18 protein-coding genes are annotated in these 19,793 nt (G+C 60.7%); 7 read left to right on the forward strand and 11 right to left on the reverse strand.

What is annotated here, in order from left to right:
- Positions 1 to 43 precede the first annotated feature (43 nt).
- The 3 genes from PS14A_RS06325 to PS14A_RS06335 all read right to left on the reverse strand — a co-directional run bounded on the left by PS14A_RS06325 (position 44) and on the right by PS14A_RS06335 (position 2,099).
- Complete coding sequence (locus tag PS14A_RS06325) at positions 44 to 913, reverse strand: DUF6279 family lipoprotein (protein WP_212615548.1); 870 nt, start codon at positions 911 to 913, stop codon at positions 44 to 46.
- A 77-nt stretch (positions 914 to 990) separates the two neighbouring features.
- Positions 991 to 1,707 (reverse strand): TorF family putative porin, encoded by a 717-nt coding sequence (locus tag PS14A_RS06330; RefSeq protein WP_130912742.1) that lies wholly within the window; start codon positions 1,705 to 1,707, stop codon positions 991 to 993.
- A 203-nt stretch (positions 1,708 to 1,910) separates the two neighbouring features.
- Entirely contained in the window at positions 1,911 to 2,099 is a 189-nt protein-coding gene (locus PS14A_RS06335) for a hypothetical protein (protein WP_016985943.1), read from the reverse strand.
- A gap of 339 nt (positions 2,100 to 2,438) precedes the next feature.
- Between PS14A_RS06335 and PS14A_RS06340 the strand changes: the two genes are divergently transcribed.
- The 3 genes from PS14A_RS06340 (at position 2,439) to PS14A_RS06350 (ending at position 4,968) form a co-directional block, all read left to right on the forward strand.
- Positions 2,439 to 3,275, forward strand: coding sequence for a S1-like domain-containing RNA-binding protein (locus tag PS14A_RS06340; protein ID WP_016771157.1), 837 nt, complete (start codon positions 2,439 to 2,441; stop codon positions 3,273 to 3,275).
- Positions 3,276 to 3,392: 117 nt separating this feature from the next.
- A complete protein-coding gene (locus PS14A_RS06345; protein WP_212615549.1) occupies positions 3,393 to 3,785 on the forward strand; it encodes a DUF2177 family protein in 393 nt (130 codons plus the stop codon).
- 253 nt (positions 3,786 to 4,038) lie between these two features.
- The gene (locus PS14A_RS06350; protein WP_016771155.1) at positions 4,039 to 4,968 is read left to right on the forward strand and encodes a DMT family transporter; all 930 of its coding nucleotides are present in this window, start codon (positions 4,039 to 4,041) and stop codon (positions 4,966 to 4,968) included.
- On the opposite strand, the gene PS14A_RS06355 is transcribed toward PS14A_RS06350, so the two are convergent.
- Positions 4,916 to 6,097 (reverse strand): MFS transporter, encoded by a 1,182-nt coding sequence (locus tag PS14A_RS06355; protein ID WP_212615550.1) that lies wholly within the window; start codon positions 6,095 to 6,097, stop codon positions 4,916 to 4,918. The genes PS14A_RS06350 and PS14A_RS06355 overlap by 53 nt on opposite strands.
- Positions 6,098 to 6,200: 103 nt before the next feature.
- Here PS14A_RS06355 and PS14A_RS06360 point away from each other — a divergent pair, with 103 nt between their 5' ends.
- Positions 6,201 to 7,094: a LysR family transcriptional regulator gene (locus PS14A_RS06360; protein WP_076566500.1), complete on the forward strand. Its 894-nt coding sequence runs from the start codon at positions 6,201 to 6,203 to the stop codon at positions 7,092 to 7,094.
- Positions 7,095 to 7,236: 142 nt separating this feature from the next.
- On the forward strand, positions 7,237 to 7,365 hold the full coding sequence (locus tag PS14A_RS26725) for a PA1414 family protein (protein ID WP_003184145.1): 129 nt from the start codon (positions 7,237 to 7,239) through the stop codon (positions 7,363 to 7,365).
- Positions 7,366 to 7,525: 160 nt separating this feature from the next.
- On the opposite strand, the gene PS14A_RS06365 is transcribed toward PS14A_RS26725, so the two are convergent.
- The 4 genes from PS14A_RS06365 to speB form a co-directional block, all read right to left on the reverse strand.
- Positions 7,526 to 8,905 (reverse strand): sodium:solute symporter, encoded by a 1,380-nt coding sequence (locus PS14A_RS06365; RefSeq protein WP_039761028.1) that lies wholly within the window; start codon positions 8,903 to 8,905, stop codon positions 7,526 to 7,528.
- Positions 8,906 to 9,068: 163 nt separating this feature from the next.
- Positions 9,069 to 10,571, reverse strand: coding sequence for a cytosine permease (locus PS14A_RS06370; protein ID WP_076566505.1), 1,503 nt, complete (start codon positions 10,569 to 10,571; stop codon positions 9,069 to 9,071).
- 51 nt (positions 10,572 to 10,622) lie between these two features.
- Positions 10,623 to 11,045 (reverse strand): nuclear transport factor 2 family protein, encoded by a 423-nt coding sequence (locus PS14A_RS06375; protein WP_212615551.1) that lies wholly within the window; start codon positions 11,043 to 11,045, stop codon positions 10,623 to 10,625.
- Positions 11,046 to 11,055: 10 nt separating this feature from the next.
- The gene (gene speB, locus PS14A_RS06380; protein ID WP_003222717.1) at positions 11,056 to 12,006 is read right to left on the reverse strand and encodes an agmatinase; all 951 of its coding nucleotides are present in this window, start codon (positions 12,004 to 12,006) and stop codon (positions 11,056 to 11,058) included.
- Between the two features lie 602 nt (positions 12,007 to 12,608).
- Here speB and PS14A_RS06385 point away from each other — a divergent pair.
- Both PS14A_RS06385 and PS14A_RS06390 read left to right on the forward strand, forming a co-directional pair.
- Complete coding sequence (locus PS14A_RS06385; protein WP_007956593.1) at positions 12,609 to 13,502, forward strand: LysR family transcriptional regulator; 894 nt, start codon at positions 12,609 to 12,611, stop codon at positions 13,500 to 13,502.
- A 6-nt stretch (positions 13,503 to 13,508) separates the two neighbouring features.
- Positions 13,509 to 14,105, forward strand: coding sequence for a DTW domain-containing protein (locus PS14A_RS06390; RefSeq protein ID WP_212615552.1), 597 nt, complete (start codon positions 13,509 to 13,511; stop codon positions 14,103 to 14,105).
- A 118-nt stretch (positions 14,106 to 14,223) separates the two neighbouring features.
- Here the strand turns inward: PS14A_RS06390 and PS14A_RS06395 are convergent, their stop codons facing one another.
- The 3 genes from PS14A_RS06395 to PS14A_RS06405 form a co-directional block, all read right to left on the reverse strand.
- Positions 14,224 to 15,585, reverse strand: a complete 1,362-nt coding sequence (locus PS14A_RS06395) for an HlyD family type I secretion periplasmic adaptor subunit (protein ID WP_137216241.1) — start codon at positions 15,583 to 15,585, stop codon at positions 14,224 to 14,226.
- A 10-nt stretch (positions 15,586 to 15,595) separates the two neighbouring features.
- The gene (locus tag PS14A_RS06400) at positions 15,596 to 17,755 is read right to left on the reverse strand and encodes a type I secretion system permease/ATPase (RefSeq protein WP_212615553.1); all 2,160 of its coding nucleotides are present in this window, start codon (positions 17,753 to 17,755) and stop codon (positions 15,596 to 15,598) included.
- 161 nt (positions 17,756 to 17,916) lie between these two features.
- A complete protein-coding gene (locus tag PS14A_RS06405; RefSeq protein ID WP_039761048.1) occupies positions 17,917 to 19,275 on the reverse strand; it encodes a TolC family outer membrane protein in 1,359 nt (452 codons plus the stop codon).
- Positions 19,276 to 19,793 lie beyond the last annotated feature (518 nt).

The following is a 19,793-nucleotide window of genomic DNA, read 5'->3' on the forward strand; positions in this document are numbered from 1 at the left end:
GCTTTCGCGAGCAGGCTCGCTCCCACATTGGATTCCAGTGATTTCAAGGTTTCTTCGCGGCCTTCAGGCACTTGAGGTCATTGAAGTCCTTGCGCACGCCCTCGATTTTCTTCAACAAACGCTGACGCTGTTGCGGCGTGCTCTCGGCCATCAAGTCGACAAACAGCGAGCGCGCCTGGGCTTCGGTGTTGGCGTAGGCCTTGCGGTAATCCGCTGTCCATAAGCGCTCGCGGTTGACCAGAAGTGTCTCTATGCGTTGTGGGAATTCGGGGCTTTGGCGTTGCGCAACGGCGGCGCTGAACTGTTGCTGCCAGTGCGCGCGATTGGCGATCCATTGGGTGTTCTGGTCGCCCAAGGCATTGGTCCAGGCCACGACGCGTTGTTTCTGTGTATCACTGAGCGGGCCTAGCCAATCGTTCAGGCGTTTTTCCATGCGCTCGCCGCGTTCCTTGATCTGCTGAGCCAGCGGCGGTTTCACGTATTCCTGCTGACGTTTGCGCAAATCCTTGGCAAACGCTTCGTTCATTTCTGCCACCTGTTTATCGTCCAGTCCTTGCAGCAGCTCGATGGCCGAAGGGGTGATTTCCCGGGCGGTTTCGGCGATGGCCTGCTTGGCTTCGGCGGTGCGCTCCTGTAGCGCGGCGTCGCTGACCTGATTGCTCTCGACCATGGCCTGCAAACGGTCCAGCCAGTCGAGGTAACCGGGTAACTGCGTGGTGCAGTGCCAGCTCAGATGTTCCTTGAGCCGTTCGTTGAACCAGTCTTTCTGCTCGCCGTTCATGTCCACGTAATCGCTGAGCGACCACGGGATGATTACGTCGAGGTTGCGGTAGGCCAGGCCCACGCGGCTGCAAGCGCCGAGGGCGAGGGTGAAGATCAGCAGGGCGGCAATCTGTTTGAACCAGCGAGACATGGGCAAATCCTTGCGAGAGCCTGGCGTCGGAAATCTGATTCTTATGTGATGCAGGATGCGCGCGGCAGTTCAGCCGATCAATAGAACGTGCGTACGGCCTTGAGGGTGACGAGGCCGTCGCACTCGCTGTTGTGGCCGGAATAGGCCGAGCAATCGTTGCCGCTGAGGCTGGAATTGCTGTAGATCAGATCGAGATCGACACCCATGAACGGCCGCGACAGTTTCACCGACCAATCGGTGAAACTGCTGACATAACCACCGTCGACCGCCACCGGCGTGTTCAGTTGGTGAGTGGTGTACTTCATGCTCACGCCAATGCCGAACGGTTGATTGCCAGTGAGGTCGGCAAACAATGTGTTGTTCTGTTTATCCGGGTCGTTGCTCAGGGCAATGCCGAAGCGACTGCCGAGCAGAGTCAGGCCACCAAACAGCTCCTGGCTGTCGAGGGTGTCCACGCGTGGGTAGCTGTAATGGATCATTCCGACTTCATAGCCGAGCACCTGATCGAACGGTTGCTTGAAGCCGACGTAGGAGTCGATCTCGAGGTTCTTGCCCGGGCTGATGCCCATGCTCGGCGCGTACTGGCCGAAATACACGCCGCTGTCGTGGCTCAGGTCGAGGCCGCCATGGAATGAACCGACCGCCGCCGGTTTGACCAGACCCTGGGCCATGCTGCGGCTAGGCGTGGTGCCAAGCTTGAGATCGAAGTCACCCAGTTCACCCTGAAAAACCTGCGCGTGCGCGGTCGCGCCTGACAGCAGGCTGACAAACAATAAACAGGGAAATGGGCGCATGCGTCACTCCATGAACCGCGAGCGCAGGGCGAGGGCCTGCTGAAACGCTTGATCTAGACGCGTGCAAGGATACCGGCGAATACCCGGCATTGATGGCCGTTCGTCGATTTTCAGGAATTTTTGTTTAAAGCGAAGGGGTGTTGCGCGGTGCCAGTCCAGGCGCTTCGAAGCTCAAAGCGCCTCTGGACGGGGTGAAACCGGTATTACTTCTTGCCCAGGCTGATCTGCTTGGACGGGCCGAATGTCTGGCCACTGACGCCTTTGGCAATTTGCTGGATCTCGCCGCCGGACTTGAGGAATGCTGCGATCTGATCGTTGATCGATTCGCTGGTTTCAACGGCTGGAGCTGGCTTTGCTTTGCTGGTGGATGCTTTTACACGCATGGCGGCCATTAACCTTTAGAAAAGTAACTCGGCCAGGCATCGTACAGGAATAACTTGACAATAGCTTGGTAAATATCCCCCGGATTAACCAACCGTAACGCTGCATTATTGCCGGCCCGCCACTTGTATTCAGCAGCTAACCTGCTGTTTTAAATGAGAACATTTAATTGAAATGAGGCCAATCAGCGCAGCTGTGAAGCGTCGGGTCGGACTGACGAGCGGCACCCTGTAGTGCAGTGATCAAGCAAAATCAACGGGTTGACGCAGATTTGCCGGTGCGAGGATCTGTCGCCCGACGTTGGCGGCAAAAACGGGTAGAATGCCGCCCACGTATTGAGGGTTTCGGAAATGGCTTTAGTCGGGCGTTACAACAGTTTGCAAGTGGTTAAACACACTAACTTCGGTTTATATCTGGACGGCGGTGCCGACGGCGAAATTCTTTTGCCCAACCGTTATATTCCCAAAGATATTCCCAGCGAAGATGAAGACTGGCTCAACGTATTCATCTATCTGGACAGCGAAGACAAACTTCTCGCCACCACGGAAAAACCCAAAGTTCAGGTCGGCGAATTTGCCAGCCTGAAAGTGGTTGAAGTCAACAGCATCGGCGTGTTCCTCGACTGGGGCCTGCCGAAAGATCTGTTGCTGCCGTACTCGGAAGAAAAGCGCCAGATGACTGCTGGCGAATACTGTGTGGTGCACGTCTACCTCGACAAACACACGCGCCGCATCACCGCCACCGCACGCCTCGATCGTTACCTGGACAAGACCCCGGCCACCTACAGCCCGGGCCAGGAAGTTGATCTGCTGGTAGCCGAAGCCACCGACATGGGCTTCAAGGCGATCATCAACAACAAGCACTGGGGCCTGATCCACAAGAACGAGATCTTCAAGTTCATGCGTTCGGGCATGCGCGAGAAAGGCTTCATCAAGGAAGTGCGCGCCGACGGCAAGATCAGCCTGAGCCTGCAACCGGTCGGCCAGGAAGCGGCGAGCAGCCTGAGTTCGAAGATCCTCGGCAAGTTGCGCGAGAACGACGGCACCCTGGCGGTCAGTGACAAGAGTGATCCGGCACTGATCAGCAGCCTGTTCGGCGTCAGCAAGGGCAACTTCAAGAAAGCCATCGGCTCGCTGTACAAGGAAGGCAAGATCGTCATTCACGCCGATCGCATTGAACTAACCTGACTCCCCGCAGGCCCATGGTAGGAGCTGCCGAAGGCTGCGATCTGTTGATCTTGATCTTGAAAAAACAGATCAAAAGATCGCAGCCTCCGGCAGCTCCTACATTAGAAGGAAGGGCAAATGAAAAAGGCGCTGATCGCTTACGTCGCTACGTTGCTGACGTTTCTGCTGCTCGACGGCATCTGGCTCGGGCTGCTGATGGCGCCGACCTATCGCGAACTGCTCGGTTCGCTGATGCTGGATAAACCGCTGCTGTTGCCCGCAGCGGTTTTTTATTGCCTGTACGTCATTGGCTGCGTGGTGTTTGTCGTGTTGCCGGCGCTGAGCTGGCAGAGGGCGGCGAAGCTGGGCGCGCTGTTGGGGCTGGTGGCCTACGGCACTTATGACCTGACCAATTGGGCGACCTTGCGCGATTGGTCAGTGCAGGTGAGTTTGATGGATTGGGCGTGGGGGACAGTGGCGACTGCAGTTGCTTGCACGGTGGGTTATTTGGTGGCGAAGCGGTTTGCCTGAGCTGATCCGGCAGTTGTGTTGGCAATGCTGGCCTCTTCGCGAGCAGGCTCGCTCCCACATGTTCACCGAACCCTCTGTGGGAGCGAGCCTGCTCGCGAATGACGGCGCAGCCGTCAACCATTCAGCGCTGACGCCACTGACCAACTTAATGTCTTTTCCAGACGGCTTTTTCCGCGCGACTGATTGATAATCCCCGACACTGTTTTCTGACCATTGGATGGCCTGCCATGTTGTGTGTGTTCGAGGTGTTGCGGTGAGTGCCGAGCGGCGCAATGCCGACGGTTTTGCCCTGCAAGTGATGATCGGCCTGTGCCTGATCTGGGGTGTGCAGCAAGTCCTGATCAAGTGGGCGGCAACGGACATCGCGCCGGTAATGCAAGCGGCGGGGCGCTCGGGAATTTCTGCGTTGCTGGTCGGTTTGCTGATCTGCTGGAAGGGCGGTTGGGATCAGGTCGGCAGCACCTGGCGCGGCGGCTTGCTGGCCGGTGCGCTGTTTGGTCTGGAGTTCCTGTTCATCGCCGAAGGCCTGCAACTGACTACCGCCGCGCATATGTCGGTGTTCTTGTATACCGCGCCGATCTTCACCGCACTCGGCGTGCATTTCCTGCTGGCCAGCGAGCGTTTGCGCCCGTTGCAATGGCTGGGGATTCTGCTGGCGTTCATCGGCATCGCGATTGCCTTCGCTGGTGGTGTGTCGTGGGACAACCTTGATCGGCGCATGCTGCTGGGCGATGCCTTCGGCGTATTGGCCGGCGCCTGTTGGGGCGCGACCACCGTGGTGGTACGGGCCTCGCGACTGTCGGAAGCGCCGGTGACATTGACCCTGTTTTATCAGCTGATGGTCGGCTTCATCGGTCTGCTGTTGATCGCGTTGTTCAGCGGCCAGATCACCCACGTCAGCCTGACTACCGTGGCGGTGGCCAGTGTGCTGTTCCAAGGGCTGGTGGTGTCGTTCTTCAGCTACCTGGTTTGGTTCTGGCTGCTGCGCCGTTATCTGGCGGCCAACCTTGCGGTGTTCTCGTTCATGACGCCGTTGTTCGGCGTGACCTTCGGCGTGCTGCTGCTCGGCGAACAGTTGAGCCTGAACTTCGTCATCGGCGCCGTGCTGGTGCTGCTCGGCATCACTTTCGTCAGCGCCGAACAGTGGCTGCGTCGGCGTTTGCGCAAGGCGCTGGGCCAGTAGCCCTGGCCTGCATCGCCAGCGCGCCGGCCAGCAGCAGGCCGGCACCGGCGATCAGCAGCGCTGGCTGCAAACCGCCGCTGAAATGGCTGCTCAGCGCCGCCAGCAGCGGGCCGCTCAGTTGGCCGACAGCGAAGCACGCCGTGAGCATCCCGGCGTTGCGCTGAGTGGCGTGGGGCGCCAGCTCTCGCGAACGCTGCATGACCAGTTGCATGCAGGCCAGAAACGGCGTGCCGCAGAGGATCACCCCCAGCGCCAGACCGAGGCCGCTGCCCAGCAGACAGGCGAACACACCGGCCGCTTGCAGCCACAACGTCGCCATCAGCCAGTGCCGCGTGGTCTCGGGATCATGTCGGCGCAGACTCACCAACCACACACCGATTGCCGCGCCGAGGCCAAAGCACGGCCAGAACAGATCCGCCTGCCACTGGCCGTGAAACTGCGCGTTGGCCATCTGCGACAGGAACGTTGCCGGAATGATGTAGCCGATGCCGTACAGCGCATATACCAGCGCCAGCCGACCGATGCCTCGGTTCGCTGCGTTCACATGCGTTGTCGCTGGCGTGGTTACCGCGGTGGGCTGCGGCAACAACCGCCAGACGCCGAGCATCATCAGCAACGCGGCGGCTGCGTAAATCAGCCACAGGGTTGCCGATGTCTGCTGCAAGCGATGTGAGACCAGCGCCAGCAAGCCTGTGAGAAAAATCCCCAGACCCGGTCCGGCAAAAACCAGAGCACCCCAGCGCGGTCGATTCGCCGCCGCCGCCAGCGGCTGACTAAGCGAAGTAATCATCACCAGCACCCAGGCACTCGCCACGCCGGTACCAAAGCGCAACAACAAGTGCGACCAGAAACCGTTGGCCCAGAACGACGCCAGGGTCAGCAGCACGCACAGCCACAATCCGCCATGCAATCGTCGCTGCACCTGCTGCGGCCGCTGGGCGAACATCGCATCCACGGCACCGAGCAGATAGCCGAAGTAGTTGGCGGCTGCAATCAGACCGGCGGCGGTGAGGTCGATCTGCCCTTCGCTGAGCAGGTGCGGCATCTGAGGTGTCAGGGCGAAACGGCCGATGCCCATGGCCATCATCAGGGCAACGAAACAGGCGGATAAACGTATCAGCGGCGACATGGTCGGGCTTCCTTCAAAGCAGCAATGACCGTCAGGCTAGGATCGATTGACTTTCTTTAAAATTGAATAATAGTGAGTAACTTGTTCTGTTCAGGAGAAAGCAGTGGAATTCAGCCAGCTGCGGATATTTCAGGCGGTCGCCGAGGAAGGCTCGATCACCCGCGCCGCCGAGCGCCTGCATCGCGTGCCATCAAATCTGTCGACGCGGCTGAAACAGCTTGAGGAGCAACTGGGCGTTGAGCTGTTCGTCCGCGAACGGCAGCGCTTGCAGTTGTCGCCGGCGGGCAAGGTCCTGCTCGACTACACCGGCAAACTTTTCGCTCTGCGCGATCAGGCCAGTGCGGCGGTGATGGGCGGGCAACCGGCCGGGGATTTCGTGCTGGGCACCATGTACAGCACGGCGGCGATCCATCTGCCGGCGTTGCTGGCGCGTTATCACAAGCAATACCCGATGGTGAATTTGCAGGTGCAATCGGCGCCGACCGGGGAATTGCTCGAAGGGTTGCTCACCGGCCGCCTCGACGCGGCATTGGTCGACGGACCGCTGGAACTGGCCGGCCTCGATGGCGTACCGCTGTGCGAGGAACGCCTAGTGCTGATCACCGAAATCGACCATCCACCGGTGCACAGCGCGCGCGATGTGGAAGGGCGTTCGGTATTCACCTTCCGTCAGGGCTGTTCCTATCGCATGCGTCTGGAAGCGTGGTTCTCTCACTACCACGCGGCGATGGGCCGGCCGATGGAGATCGAGTCGTATCAGGGCATGCTCGCCTGTGTGATTGCCGGCAGTGGTGTGGCGTTGATGGCCGAGTCGATGCTGGCCAGCCTGCCGGGTCGTGAAAGCGTCGCCGTGCATCCGTTGGCCGAGCCGTTCGCGGGTGCGACAACGTGGCTCATGTGGCGCAAGGGTATGGCCGGGGCCAACCTGAATGCCTGGATCGACGTGCAGCAAGCGGTCTATCCCGTGGCTTTGCATGAAGTGCGTGAAACAGCGTGAACCAATCGCAACAGATTCTGTTCAATTCAGTAACAGATCATTGCGGATTTGACCGAGCATTGCGTAGGACTTCGGACTATTATCAGTGCGAAGCGGCCTCAGAATTCCGGCCGCTCAGCACCACCCTGAAGGGGGCATGACGATGAAAGAGAAAATCCAGAACTGGCTGCACGATTTGGGAGTTGCCCTCGGTTTGATCGAACCGCCTCTGCAACCGGTACCGATTCGCACGGACGACGAACAGCGCCGACGCCAGCCACGTCGCCGTTAATACCTGCGATCAGAGATTTCAAGATCGCAGCCGTCGGCAGTTTCTACAAAGTGTAGGAGCTGCCGAAGGCTGCGATCTTTTGCTTTTCGCCAAGCGAAAAAACGGGTGTGGCCACCGACGCCACACCCGCTGAAGAAAACGTCAAGTCGTTACAGCCGATTCACACCGCCGTTGCCACGGTCGCCGGGCGCGGCGAGAACAGGCTGACCAGTACAAAGCTCACCAGGCTGACACCCAGGCTGTAATAGATCGGCGTGTTCGCGTCCATGCCGTCCTTGACCATGAACACCAGCGCCGTGATAAAGCCCAGCGTCATCGCGCTGATCGCCCCGGCGGTAGTCGCACGCTTCCAGAAAATCGCGCCCATCAGCGGAATCAGCATGCCGCCGACCAAGAGGTTGTAAGCCAGAGTCAGCGCGCTGATTACGTCGTTGACGACCAGAGCAATGCCCAGCACCGCGATCCCGGTCAGCAGCGTAAACAGACGGCTGACCGCGACGTTGGACTGTTTGCCGCCGCGCAGTTTCGGCAGCAGGTCTTCGGTAAGCGTGGTGGACGCGGCGAGCAGGCCGGCGCTGGCGGTGGACATCATTGCTGCCAGTGCGGCAGCGATCACCAGGCCACGGATGCCGTCAGGCAGCGAGACTTTGACGATGGCGGCAAAGGCGTTGTTGACGTTGTCCAGATCCGGGATCAGCACATGCGCAGCCATGCCGATCAAGGCGCAGACCAGGCCGTAGATGATGCAGTAGATCCCGGCCGAGGTGCCGGCGTACTTGGCGACTTTTTCGCTTTTGGCGGTGAACACCCGCTGCCAGATGTCCTGGCCGATCAGGATGCCGAAGAAGTAGATCATGAAGTAGGTGATGATCGTGTCCCAGCCGATGCTGGTGAAGTTGAAGCTGGCCGCCGGCAGTTGCGCGACCAGTTGATCCCAGCCGCCTACGCGGTACAGGCAGATCGGCAGCAGCAGGAACATCAGGCCCACCGTCTGGATGCCGAACTGGACGATGTCCGTCAGGGTCAGCGACCACATGCCGCCGATCGTTGAGTAAATCACCACGATACCGCCGCCGAGCAGTACGGAAATCCAGAAGGGCAGACCGAACAACACTTGCAGCACGGTGCCGATCGCCAGGATCGAGGTCACGCCGATCATCAGCGCGTAAGCGAGCATGATCGTCGCACTGGCGGTGCGCGCCATCGGGTTGTAGCGCTTCTCCAGGACCTGGGTAACGGTGAACACCTTGAGTTTCAGCAAGGGCTTGGCGAGGAACAGGTTCAGCGCGACGATGCCGCAGCCCAGTGCCGCGCACAGCCAGAACCCGGAGATGCCATGCACGTAACCCAGACGGACCGTGCCGACGGTGGACGCGCCGCCGAGGACGGTCGCTGCCATGGTGCCCATGTACAGCGACGGCCCCAGATTACGCCCGGCAACCAGATAGTCTTCGTGGGTCTTGGCCTTGCGCATGCCGTAGTAGCCGAGAATCAGCATCGCAGCGGCATAAATGAGTACGACGAATAAATCCAAAGCCATGATGGCGTGTCTCCGATTGTCTTTTTTATGGTCAAGCAAATGGGGTCTGCAAGGCTTCCTGTGGGAGCGAGCCTGCTCGCGAAGGGGGTCTGTCAGTCACATCAACGTTGGATGTGCTGAAGTCTTCGCGAGCAGGCTCGCTCCCACAGGGTTTTGCGTTTATTCAGGCGGCCTGACGTAGTTCGGGTTTTATGGCGGCTTCACTGCGCACATCCGTTGGCCCGAACACCTCCCGAGGCTCGGGAAACAAGCGCAGCAGCGTCAGATACACCACCGACGCCAGGCCCAATGTCACCGGCAAGCTGATGTCGATGCCACCGGCCAGTTCGCCCAGCGGGCCGACGAACTGCCCCGGCAGGTTGACGAAGCACAGGCCGACCAGCGCACTCGGAATCCATGCACCGAGACCGCGCCAGTTCCAGCCGTGGTTGAACCAGTAGCGTCCGCCCTGTTCGCCGCGGGTGAACACTTGCAGGTCATCCGGGCAGTAGAAGCCGCGCCGTACCAGCAGGCCGATGATCATGATCACCATCCACGGGGTGGTGCAGGTGATGATCAGCACGGCGAAGGTCGACACGCTCTGCACCAGGTTCGCCGCAAAACGGCCGATGAAGATGAAGGCGATCGACAGCACGCCGATCAGCAGGGTCGCCTTGACTCGGGAGAGCACGCGCGGAAACACGCTGGACATGTCCAGCCCGGTGCCATACAGCGACGTGGTGCCGGTGGACATGCCGCCGATCACCGCAATCAGGCACACCGGCAGGAAGAACCAGCTCGGCGACACGGCCAGCAAGCCGCCGACATAGTTGTTCGCGGCGATGTAGTCCGGTGCCTTGATCGCGACGATGGTGGCGGTGGCGAGGCCGAACAGGAACGGGATCAACGTTGCCAGTTGCGCGGCGATCACCGCCAGCATGATCCGGCCCTTCGGCGTCTCACGCGGGATGTAGCGCGACCAGTCGCCGAGGAACGCACCGAAGGAAATCGGGTTGCTCATCGCCACCAGTGCAGCGCCGATGAATGCTGCCCAGAACCCGGCCTGACCCAGCGCCACGCTGCCGGCGTACTGGCTGTCGAAAGCAGGGGCGAAGGCGAAGATGCCGAGCAGGAACAACAGGCTCGCGGCCCACACCGCGATGCGGTTGACCCACAGCATGATGCGGAAACCGTAGATGCACACGGTCAGCACCAGCAGCGCGAACAGACCGTAGGCCAGGCCCAGGGTCAGGTCGGTTTCCGGCAGATCAACGAGGCGTTTGGCACCGCCGACCAGCGCATCACCCGAGCTCCACACTGACAGCGAGAAAAACGCGATCGCCGTCAGCAACGACAGGAATGACCCGACAATCCGCCCGTGCACGCCGAAGTGCGCACCGGAAGACACGGCGTTGTTGGTGCCGTTGAGCGGGCCGAACAGGCCCATCGGCGCGAGGATCAGCGCGCCGACCACCACACCCAGCACAATCGCCCAGACACCGGCCTGAAACGACAGGCCGAACAGCACCGGGAAACTGCCGAGCACCGCGGTGGCAAACGTATTGGCGCCGCCGAAGATCAAGCGAAACAAGTCGCTGGGTCGGGCGTCGCGCTCATGATCCGGGATCTGTTCGACCCCGTTTGTTTCGATGCTGCTAAGGCTTTTTTCGTTGTTGTTGTTATTCATGATCTGCTCCGATCATCAGGCGCGCTCATCGTGCGTGAGCGTCACCATTGGCTAAGGGGGTGGCAGCCCTTCCGGCATTGCGGACAAATGTTCGTGACAGGCCAGCCATAGGCCTTGTTGTTCTAGGCTCGACGTTTGTCTTCTGAAAACAATCGTCTCGCGCTCCTGGCTGAAGTGTTGCTCCCCTTGCATGCGCAGCTCGGTGGCCACGTCATGGATGAAAACCGCCACGTCACCCTGCAGGCTGACAAAGGCGTTGCTCGAGGTGCACGACAGCACCTCGAAACCCTCCTCGGCGCGCCAGCGGTCCCACAACGCCTGATAGGCATCGCGCGACAGCAACGGCTGGTCGAGGGTGTAGAAAACGAAGCTGGCATCGATGCTGAATGCGCCGAAGTAAGCTTCGCGATCGTTACGCGCAAACGCGGCGACCAACTCGGCGGCCGCGTGCAAAACCTGATCACGTGCGTGCATGACCCGACCCTCAGCGATGAACCACGCCAGGCAGTACGCAGAGCATTTCGTACAGCAGGTTGGCGGCCAGCAGCGAGGTGTTGCCGGTGGTGTCGTAAGCGGGCGAGACTTCTACCAGATCGCAGCCGATCAGGTCGAGGCCCTGACAGCCACGGACGATTTCGATCGCCTGAATGGTGGTCAGGCCGCCGATTTCCGGGGTGCCGGTACCGGGCGCCCAGGCCGGGTCGATGCCGTCGATGTCGAAACTCAGGTACACCGGACCGCCACCGACTTTCTCGCGTACTTCAGCCATCAGCGGCGCCAGCGACTTGTGCCAGCACTCTTCGGCTTGAACGACGCGGAAGCCCTGATCGCGGCTCCAGTTGAAGTCGTCGGCGGTGTAGCCCTGGGCACGCAAACCGATCTGCACCACGCGATCGCAATCGAGCAGACCTTCTTCGACGGCACGACGGAACGTGGTGCCGTGGGCGATCTTCTCGCCGAACATGTGGTCGTTGACGTCAGCGTGGGCATCGATGTGCACCAGGCCAACCTTGCCGTGCTTTTTATGGATTGCGCGCAGGATCGGCAGGGTGATGGTGTGGTCGCCGCCCAGGGTCATCGGGATGACGTTGTGCTCGAGGATGTTGTCGTAGGCTTCTTCGATGATGCGCACGGCGTCGAGCAGGTTGAAGGTGTTGATCGCCACGTCACCGATGTCGGCCACCGACAGCGAGTCGAACGGCGCGGCGCCGGTGGCCATGTTGTACGGGCGGATCATCACCGATTCGGTGCGGATGTCGCGCGGCCCGAAGCGGGTGCCGGGGCGCAGCGAAGTGCCGATGTCCAGCGGCACGCCCACGAAGGCAGCGTCGAGGCCGGCAGCGGTCGGTACATGGGGAAGTCGGAGCATGGTGGCGATGCCGCCGAAGCGCGGCATTTCATTGCCGCCCAGTGGTTGGTGAAGAATCTTGTCCACGGGTAGGGCCTCATCGTCTTTGTTTTATTTATCCCGGCGCGCCGTTGAGCACAGGTTCGGACGCCGCTGTGGGGCCGATCATGCGAAATGTAGTGACGGGGAAGAATCGCTACGGGCAAAAACTTAGTTCAGATTTTTCTAAACTAATGGCGGCGCTGAGATTAGACTTTGTCGGATTCGAATAGTGTGTTCGGCTGGGGATTGTTGCCCTCACCCCAGCCCTCTCCCAGAGGGAGAGGGGGCCGACCGAGTTGTTGGCGGAATCTGCATCGACCTGAAAGATCGAGTCGAACTCAGGATTTGAAAGCCATGGAGATCAGCTCCCTCTCCCTCGGAAAGAGGTGGCCGACCGAGTTGTTGGCGGAATCTGCATCGACCTGAAAGATCGAGTCGAACTCAGGATTTGAAAGCCATGGAGATCAGCTCCCTCTCCCTCGGGAAGAGGTGGCCGACCGAGTTGTTGGCGGAATCTGCATTGACCTGAAAGATCGAGTCGAACTCAGGATTTGAAAGCCATGGAGATCAGCTCCCTCTCCCACGGGGAGAGGGCTGGGGTGAGGGGCTTTTCCCACAGACACACAGTTGCAAAGCCCGGAGTAGACATGGCCAACGCTTTACCCGACCTGAAACTCCTGCGCATCTTCGTCAGCGTCGTGCGCCATCAGGGTTTCGCCAACGCGCAGCAGGAACTCAACCTGTCGACCTCGGCGATCAGCACCTACATGAGCCAGCTCGAAGCCGCGCTTGGTCTGGTGCTGTGCCATCGCGGGCGCGGCGGGTTCAGCCTGACCAGCAAGGGCGAGCTGTTCCATCAGGAAACCCTGCGCCTGCTCGCCGAGCTTGAAGGCTTCGAGCAATATGCCGCCGCGCTCAAGGGCGAACTGCGCGGCACGCTCAATCTCGGGGTGATCGATTCCACGGTCAGCGACAAGGCCCTGCCGTTTGCTGAAGCCATCGGCGCCTACAGCCAGGAACACCCGGCGGTGCATTTGCACCTGTCAGTGATGAGCCCTTATGAATTGCAGCTCGGCGTGCAGGACAATCGCCTCGATCTGGCGATCGGTGCGTTTTCCACGCGCATGAGCGGTCTGGTCTACATGCCGCTGTACCGCGAGCAGCACTGGCTGTATTGCAGCAGTCGCCATCCACTGTTCAACGAACGGCGCATTCCCGAGCAGGTCATCACCCAGCAACGGATGGTCGGGCGCGGGTACTGGAGTCAGGCGGAACTGGCCCGGCACGGTTTCAAACACAGCGCCGCGACTGTGGAAAGTATGGAAGCGCAGCTGATTCTGGTGCTCTCCGGCGCGTACATCGGTTATCTGCCGGAGCACTACGCGCAGGCCTGGGCCGACAAGGGCGATCTGCGCGTTCTGCTGCCGGCAACCTTCGGTTATCAGGCGCCGTTTTCGATGATCATGCGCAGGGGCCGCAGCCGCGAGCCGCTGATCCAGACCTTCCGCGATTTGCTCAAAGCGCAATTGAATCAGGCGTAACCCATCATGTCCCGAGCCCAATGCCCGCGCTGCCTGCGCCCCCAGACCCATTGCCTGTGCCCATTGATTCCGCATCTTGATAGCCGCACCCGAGTCTTGCTGCTGCAGCATCCGAGCGAGGTCAGTCACGCGCTCAATACCGCGCGTCTGGCGGCGCTGGGGCTGAGCAATGCCGAGCTGATTGTCGGTGAGGTATTCGAGGATTTGCCGAAACTGTTGAACCGGCCGGGCTATCAGGCGCGCTTGTTGTTCCCGGCTGAGGATGCGCAGCCGTTGCAGGTTTACGCGCCAAATGATCAGCCAATGTTGCTGGTCGTCCCGGACGGCACCTGGCGCAAAGCGCGCAAGATGCTGCACCTCAATCCGCTGCTGGCAGCACTGCCACGGGTGACCCTGGCCGAGGGCGGCGTGTCGCGCTATCGCCTGCGCAAGGCGCCGGGGCCGGGGGCGCTGTCGACGATCGAGGCGATCGTGCAGGCGCTGGAAACCCTCGAAGCGCCGACGACATTTGCGCCGTTGCTCAAGCCGTTTGAAGCGCTGATCGAAGGGCAGATTGCGGCGATGGGGGAGGAGGTTTTTCAGCGTAACCATGGCGACAGATGATCATTGTCTGTGCGGGCTTCTTCGCGAGCAGGCTCGCTCCCATAGGGGAACGCATTCCAATTGTGGGAGCGAGCCTGCTCGCGAAAGCGCCAGATCAATCACCGCAATTCAAAGATCACTAGCGCTCACGCATCGCCTCAGTCCGCGCTTTCAGCACCGGTTTGAGCAAGTAATCCAAGACGCTTTTCTCACCGGTAATAATGTCCACCGTCGCCACCATCCCCGGGATGATCAGCAGCGGTTTCACGTCGCCGCCCAGGTGATTCTTATCGGTGCGCACCTGAATCAGATAGAAGCTGTTGCCCTTGTCATCGGTAATCGTATCGGCGCCGATCAGCTCGAGCTTGGCGCTCAGCCCGCCGTAAATCGTGTAGTCGTAGGCACTGAACTTGACCATGGCTTTCTGGCCCGGATGCAGGAACGCGACGTCTTGCGGGCGGACCTTGGCTTCGATCAGCAGGTTGTCCTCCAGCGGCACGATTTCGACCATGTCGCTGCCCGGCTGAACCACGCCGCCGATGGTGTTGACCTTCATCTGCTTGATCACGCCACGCACCGGCGAAGTCACCGTGGTACGGCTGACGCGATCGTCGATGGCGATGCTCGAAGCGGTGATTTTCGACAGGTCGGTGCGTTTCTCATTCAGCTCTTTGGCGGCCTCGGAGCGGAAGGTCTGCTCGGATTCGTCGATCTTGCTGCGGATCTCGGCGATGGCCGATTCGGCGCGGGGAATCGCCAGCGTGGTGGCGTTCAGCGAACCACGGATCTCCACCGCACTGCGTCTGAGGCGGAGGATTTCCACTGGTGACACGGCACCGGTTTTCACCAGCGGTTCGGACATGTTCATCTCTTGCTGCAACAACGCGAGGCTGGAACTGAACTGGCCTTGCTTGGAGCGAAACTCCGCCAGTTCCTGGGTTTTCTGCCGCAATTGTTCGCTGAGGGTGCGCTGTTCGCTCGCCAAGCGGCGTTGGCGTTGCTCGTAAAGTGAGCGTTCGTCCTCGGCGACTTGCGGCGCCTTGGCGATGACTTCAGCGGAGAGTTTGAAGGGGCGCCCCTCGGCCTCCGCCGATAGCCGTTCTACCTGGGCTGTCAGCGCATATCGGTCGGCCTCGCTTTCGCCCTTGTTCGAGCGAAAGCGCGTGTCATCCAGACGCAGCAGGGTGTCGCCCTTGCCGACCATCTGGCCTTCGCGAACGAAAATCTCGGTGACGATGCCGCCCTCGAGGTTCTGGATCACCTGAACCTTGCTCGACGGAATCGCCTTGCCTTCGCCCATGGTCACTTCTTCGAGCACGGCGAATTTGGCCCAGACCAGGGCGGCGATCAGCAGCGCTGCCGCCAGCCACACGGTGATCCGCGATTTGCGCGGCGAATCCTGCAACGCCGCGCCGGCGGTTTCCGGCATGAACTCGGCTTCGGCGCTTTTGCCGAAGCTGTCGAAGTAGCCGCGTGATTTGCTATCGGAGGAAGCAGGCATGGCGTAACTCCTAGACCGCCGCCGAGCCGACACGGCCCTTGCGCAGTGCATCGATGACCGCTTCTTTCGGGCCGTCAGCGACGACCCGGCCGTTGTCCAGCACCAGCAACCGGTCCACCAGGCTCAGCATCGAGGTGCGGTGAGTGACCAGCAGCAGGGTCTTGCCTTGCACCCAGCCATGCAGTTTCTGCCGCAGCGCGTCCTCGCTGCTGTTGTCCATGGCGCTGGTGGGTTCGTCGAGCAGCATGATCGGCGGATCGAGCAACAGCGCGCGCGCCAGCAACACCGCCTGGCGCTGGCCGCCGGATAGCAGTTGCCCGCGTTCGCCCACCGGTCGGTCGAAGCCTTGCGGGTGTTGTCGGGCCAGTTCGGTGACGCCAGTCAGTTCGGCGACTTCGAGCATGCGTGAATCGCTGATGTAGCGCGCACCCAGGGTCAGGTTGTCGCGCAGGCTGCCGGCCAGCAGCGGCAAGTCGTGGGCGACATAACCGATCTGCTGGCGCAGGTCAGCCACGTCCAGTTGGCGCAGGTCGAGGCCGTCGAGCAGCAGTTGACCTTCCTCCGCTTCATAGAAACCCATGACCAGCCGCGCCAAGGTGCTTTTGCCCGAACCGCTGCGGCCGATGATGCCGACCCGCTCGCCGGCTTTCAGGCTGAAGCTGACCTCGCTCAGCGCTGGCGCATTCTGGCCGTTGTAGTGGAACGTCACGCCGTTGACGTCGAGTGCGCCTTGCAATTGCGTGCGTTCCAGCGGCCGCTGTTTGCCGTCGCGCTCCTGCGGCAGCGCCATCAGCGCGTCGGTGCTTTTCATGGTCAGTTGAGCTTGCTGGTAGCGGGTGATCAGCCCGGCGATCTGCCCGAGCGGGGCGAGCACACGACTGCCGAGCATGTAAGTGGCGACCAGCGCGCCGACACTGAGGTTGCCGGCGATGATGCTGTAGACCCCGGCGACAATCGTCGCCATCCCGGAAAACTGCTGGATGAACAGGGTGCCGTTGGTGGCCAGCGCCGACAGGTTGCGCGCATGGCTGTCGAGGCGGGTGAGGGCACCGTGGGTGCTTTCCCATTTGTGCTGACGCTCGCTTTCGGCGCCGCAGGCCTTGAGGGTTTCCAGGCCGCCGAGGGTTTCGATCAGCACCGCCTGACGCTCGGCGCCGAGGCTCAGGCTTTTCTGCACGGTGTCACGCAGGCGCACCTGAATCGCCATGGCGAAAATGATCGTGATCGGAAACGCCAGCAGCGGAATCACCACCAGCCAGCTGCCGAGCAGGCCGATCACCACCAGCATCAGCACCACGAAGGGCAGGTCGATCAGGCTGGTCAGGGTCACGGCAGTGAGAAATTCACGCAGGCCCTGGAAATCGTGAATGCTCTGGGCAAAGCCGCCGATGGTCGCCGGCCGCGCTTTCATCGACATGCCGGTGATGCGCTCGAACAAGGTTGCCGAGAGGATCACATCGGTTTTCTTGCCGGCGGTGTCGAGCAGGTGCGCACGCACCACGCGCAGCACCAATTCGAAACCGGTGCCGATCAGCAAACCGATCGACAGCACCCATAGCGTCGAGGTCGCCTGATTGGGCACCACGCGGTCGTAGGTCTGCATGACGAACAGCGGCACCATCAGGCCGAGCAGGTTGATCAGGAAACTGGCGAGGATCGCATCGCTGTACAGCCATTTCGACAGTTTGAGAGTGTCGCGAAACCACGCGTTTACCCGTGGCACCAGCGGCGCGCGCAGGTCTTCGAGTTCGTGGCGCGGACGGGCGAACAAGGCCTGGCCGCTGTAGTGTTCGCTGAGCTCTTCGCGACTGACCCATTGCTCGCCGCCGTCGGCTTCGCTGGGCAGCAGCAGGGCTTTGCCATCTTCGCCAAACCGTCGCAGTACGGCGGTGCGGCCGTCGTTGAGCAGCAGCAGGATCGGCAGGTTCAGCGGCGAAATGTCTTTCAGGTCACGGCGCAACAACCGCGCCTGCAATCCGGCCCGCGCGGCTGCACGGGGCAGCAGATCGAGGCTCAGGCGTTGTTTGTTCAGAGGCAGCCCGGCGCTCAGGCTGGCACGACTGACCGTGGCGCCATGCAGTTTGCAGAGGATCAGCAGGCCGTCGAGTAACGGGTCGTCGAAGCTCAGGCGCGGATCGACCCCGGTGGCGCCGGGTTCCATGCTGGTCATAGTGATTGCCTCTGTTGAACGGGCTCGGTTATCGGATCGTTCCCACGCTCTGCGTGGGAATGCAGCCCGTGACGCTCCGCGTCACTGGACGCGGAGCGTCCCTTGAGGCATTCCTTTGCTGCGCGTGGGAACGATCAGGGCAAAGTCAGTTCCTGCACCGTTTATTTCAGTTCCGGCAGGCGCGCCTGGTTTTTCACTTCGGTCGTGGCAATCGCATCAGCCGGCAGCACCACGCGCTGTTTGCTCAGCAACTGGCCCATGTTCGCCAGCACGCGGTACATCGAGTATTCCTCGGTGTAGCGGATTTCGGTGTAGCGGCGGTTGGCGTTGTACAGCTCGTTTTCGCTGTCGAGCAGGTCGAGCAGGGTGCGTTGGCCGAGGCCGAACTGATCCTGATAAGCAGCGCGCACGCGTTTGGTGGTTTCGGCGTATTCGCGGGCGGTCGGTGTCTGCTTCTTGGCGTTTTCCATGGCGTTCCAGGCCAGGCGAATGTTCTCGTTGAGCTGACGCAGGGCGTTATTGCGGATGTCCATCGCCTGGTTGATGTCGTGGGCATTTGCCGCCAGGCGTGCCTTGTCGCTGCCGCCACGGAACAGGTTGTAGTTCATCACCACACCGACACGCCATTCGTTGTCGTGACCTTCGTCGCCCTGCACGTTGTTGTTCGCACCCACTGCCGCTTCCGCGTCGAAGCGCGGGTAGAACGGCGACTTGGCCACTTCGTACTGGCTCTCGGCGGACTGCACGTCAGCCTGGGCCGATTTCAGGTACGGGTTGTTGTCGACCATGCTCTGCTGCGCTTCACGCAGGTCCGGCGGCAGCTCACCACGAGTCGAGGCCGGGGTTTCCAGCTCATCGGGCATGCGTCCGACCACGCTGTAGAAATTCGATTCGGCGTCGGCCAGATCGACTTCGGCGGTGTCGAGGTTGTTCTGCGCCAGTGCACGACGAGCAACCGATTGATCGGAGTCGGCGGTACTGCCGATGCCGCGCTCGGTGCGCAGGCCGATCTGATCGTTGACGCGCAAGTGCGCCTGCAAATTGTTCTTGGCCAGCGTCACCAGTTCACGCCGCTTGAGCACTTCGAGGTAGACCTCAATGGTGCGCAGGGCCAGATCCTGTGCGGTGCCTTGCGCGTAGTAGGCGCGCGAATTGGACACGCCCTTGGTGCGCTCGACCTCGTTGGCGGTGTTGAAGCCGTCGAAGATCATCTGCCGCAGACGCAGCTCGGACTGGGTGTAATTGAGGATTTCGGTGTTGTGATTACCGAAGGCGCGGGTGTTGGTGTTGTCGCTGTAGCCGCGCCCGTAGGCAGCGTTCAGATCGACCGACGGATAAAACCCGCCTTTTGCCACTTTCACCTGTTCATCCGCAGACAAGCGGGCGTCCACGCGCGAAGCCAGTTCCGGGTGGGTAGCGATGGTGCTCTGAATCGCCTCGGTGAGGTTCATCGCCTGGGCTTGGGAAGTGCAAGCCATGGCCAGCAAAACCGCGCTGCAGAGGGGGGTTAAAACGCGCATGGGTGCATCTCCCTGGATCTCAATGTTGTGTTACCGTCGCCAAATATTTGACGTAAATTTAGGGTGTAAGCGTTTCACTCTTGTAACAACAGAGCTAAGAACATCCTAGAGCGTAGCTAAGAAAAAATTTTCATAAGACTTATTCCAAAAAAAACTTATGCGGTTTTTCAAAAGCAGCACATTGTTCAGCTCGAAAGCCTTTGTTTTATGCGCTTTAGGGAGCTCGAAAAGGCTTGAGGAAAGTTCCATTCACTTTGCAAGACACTGCGAAGTACCGCTGAAGGGGAGGGACGCGTAACGGCGATTGAGCGACAGATTTTTGTCGCTTGGGTGATTCACCACCGTTACGTAGCGCTAGTGGGTCGATGGATTGAACAGGGTTGGCAAGTGCTTGATGGCGCTGACAATTCGTTTCAAACCGGGCCTGCGAAACGAACTGTCGAGGGTGCGAGCGTCGCCCCCGGCAACCCGATTGAGCCATGGGCTGCTTCGCGAACCAGTGCCGACGGTGGTCGGCA

It is taken from the genome of Pseudomonas sp. 14A (assembly GCF_018132745.1).
Classification (GTDB): domain Bacteria; phylum Pseudomonadota; class Gammaproteobacteria; order Pseudomonadales; family Pseudomonadaceae; genus Aquipseudomonas; species Aquipseudomonas mercuritolerans.

Bases quoted from the DNA above. Each gene is read 5' to 3' on its own strand.
- PS14A_RS06325 (WP_212615548.1), bottom strand. From the start codon at position 913: ATGTCTCGCTGGTTCAAACAGATTGCCGCCCTGCTGATCTTCACCCTC.
- PS14A_RS06330 (WP_130912742.1), bottom strand. From the start codon at position 1,707: ATGCGCCCATTTCCCTGTTTATTGTTTGTCAGCCTGCTGTCAGGCGCG.
- PS14A_RS06335 (WP_016985943.1), bottom strand. From the start codon at position 2,099: ATGGCCGCCATGCGTGTAAAAGCATCCACCAGCAAAGCAAAGCCAGCT.
- PS14A_RS06340 (WP_016771157.1), top strand. From the start codon at position 2,439: ATGGCTTTAGTCGGGCGTTACAACAGTTTGCAAGTGGTTAAACACACT.
- PS14A_RS06345 (WP_212615549.1), top strand. From the start codon at position 3,393: ATGAAAAAGGCGCTGATCGCTTACGTCGCTACGTTGCTGACGTTTCTG.
- PS14A_RS06355 (WP_212615550.1), bottom strand. From the start codon at position 6,097: ATGTCGCCGCTGATACGTTTATCCGCCTGTTTCGTTGCCCTGATGATG.
- PS14A_RS26725 (WP_003184145.1), top strand. From the start codon at position 7,237: ATGAAAGAGAAAATCCAGAACTGGCTGCACGATTTGGGAGTTGCCCTC.
- PS14A_RS06365 (WP_039761028.1), bottom strand. From the start codon at position 8,905: ATGGCTTTGGATTTATTCGTCGTACTCATTTATGCCGCTGCGATGCTG.
- PS14A_RS06370 (WP_076566505.1), bottom strand. From the start codon at position 10,571: ATGAATAACAACAACAACGAAAAAAGCCTTAGCAGCATCGAAACAAAC.
- PS14A_RS06375 (WP_212615551.1), bottom strand. From the start codon at position 11,045: ATGCACGCACGTGATCAGGTTTTGCACGCGGCCGCCGAGTTGGTCGCC.
- PS14A_RS06385 (WP_007956593.1), top strand. From the start codon at position 12,609: ATGGCCAACGCTTTACCCGACCTGAAACTCCTGCGCATCTTCGTCAGC.
- PS14A_RS06390 (WP_212615552.1), top strand. From the start codon at position 13,509: ATGTCCCGAGCCCAATGCCCGCGCTGCCTGCGCCCCCAGACCCATTGC.
- PS14A_RS06395 (WP_137216241.1), bottom strand. From the start codon at position 15,585: ATGCCTGCTTCCTCCGATAGCAAATCACGCGGCTACTTCGACAGCTTC.
- PS14A_RS06400 (WP_212615553.1), bottom strand. From the start codon at position 17,755: ATGACCAGCATGGAACCCGGCGCCACCGGGGTCGATCCGCGCCTGAGC.
- PS14A_RS06405 (WP_039761048.1), bottom strand. From the start codon at position 19,275: ATGCGCGTTTTAACCCCCCTCTGCAGCGCGGTTTTGCTGGCCATGGCT.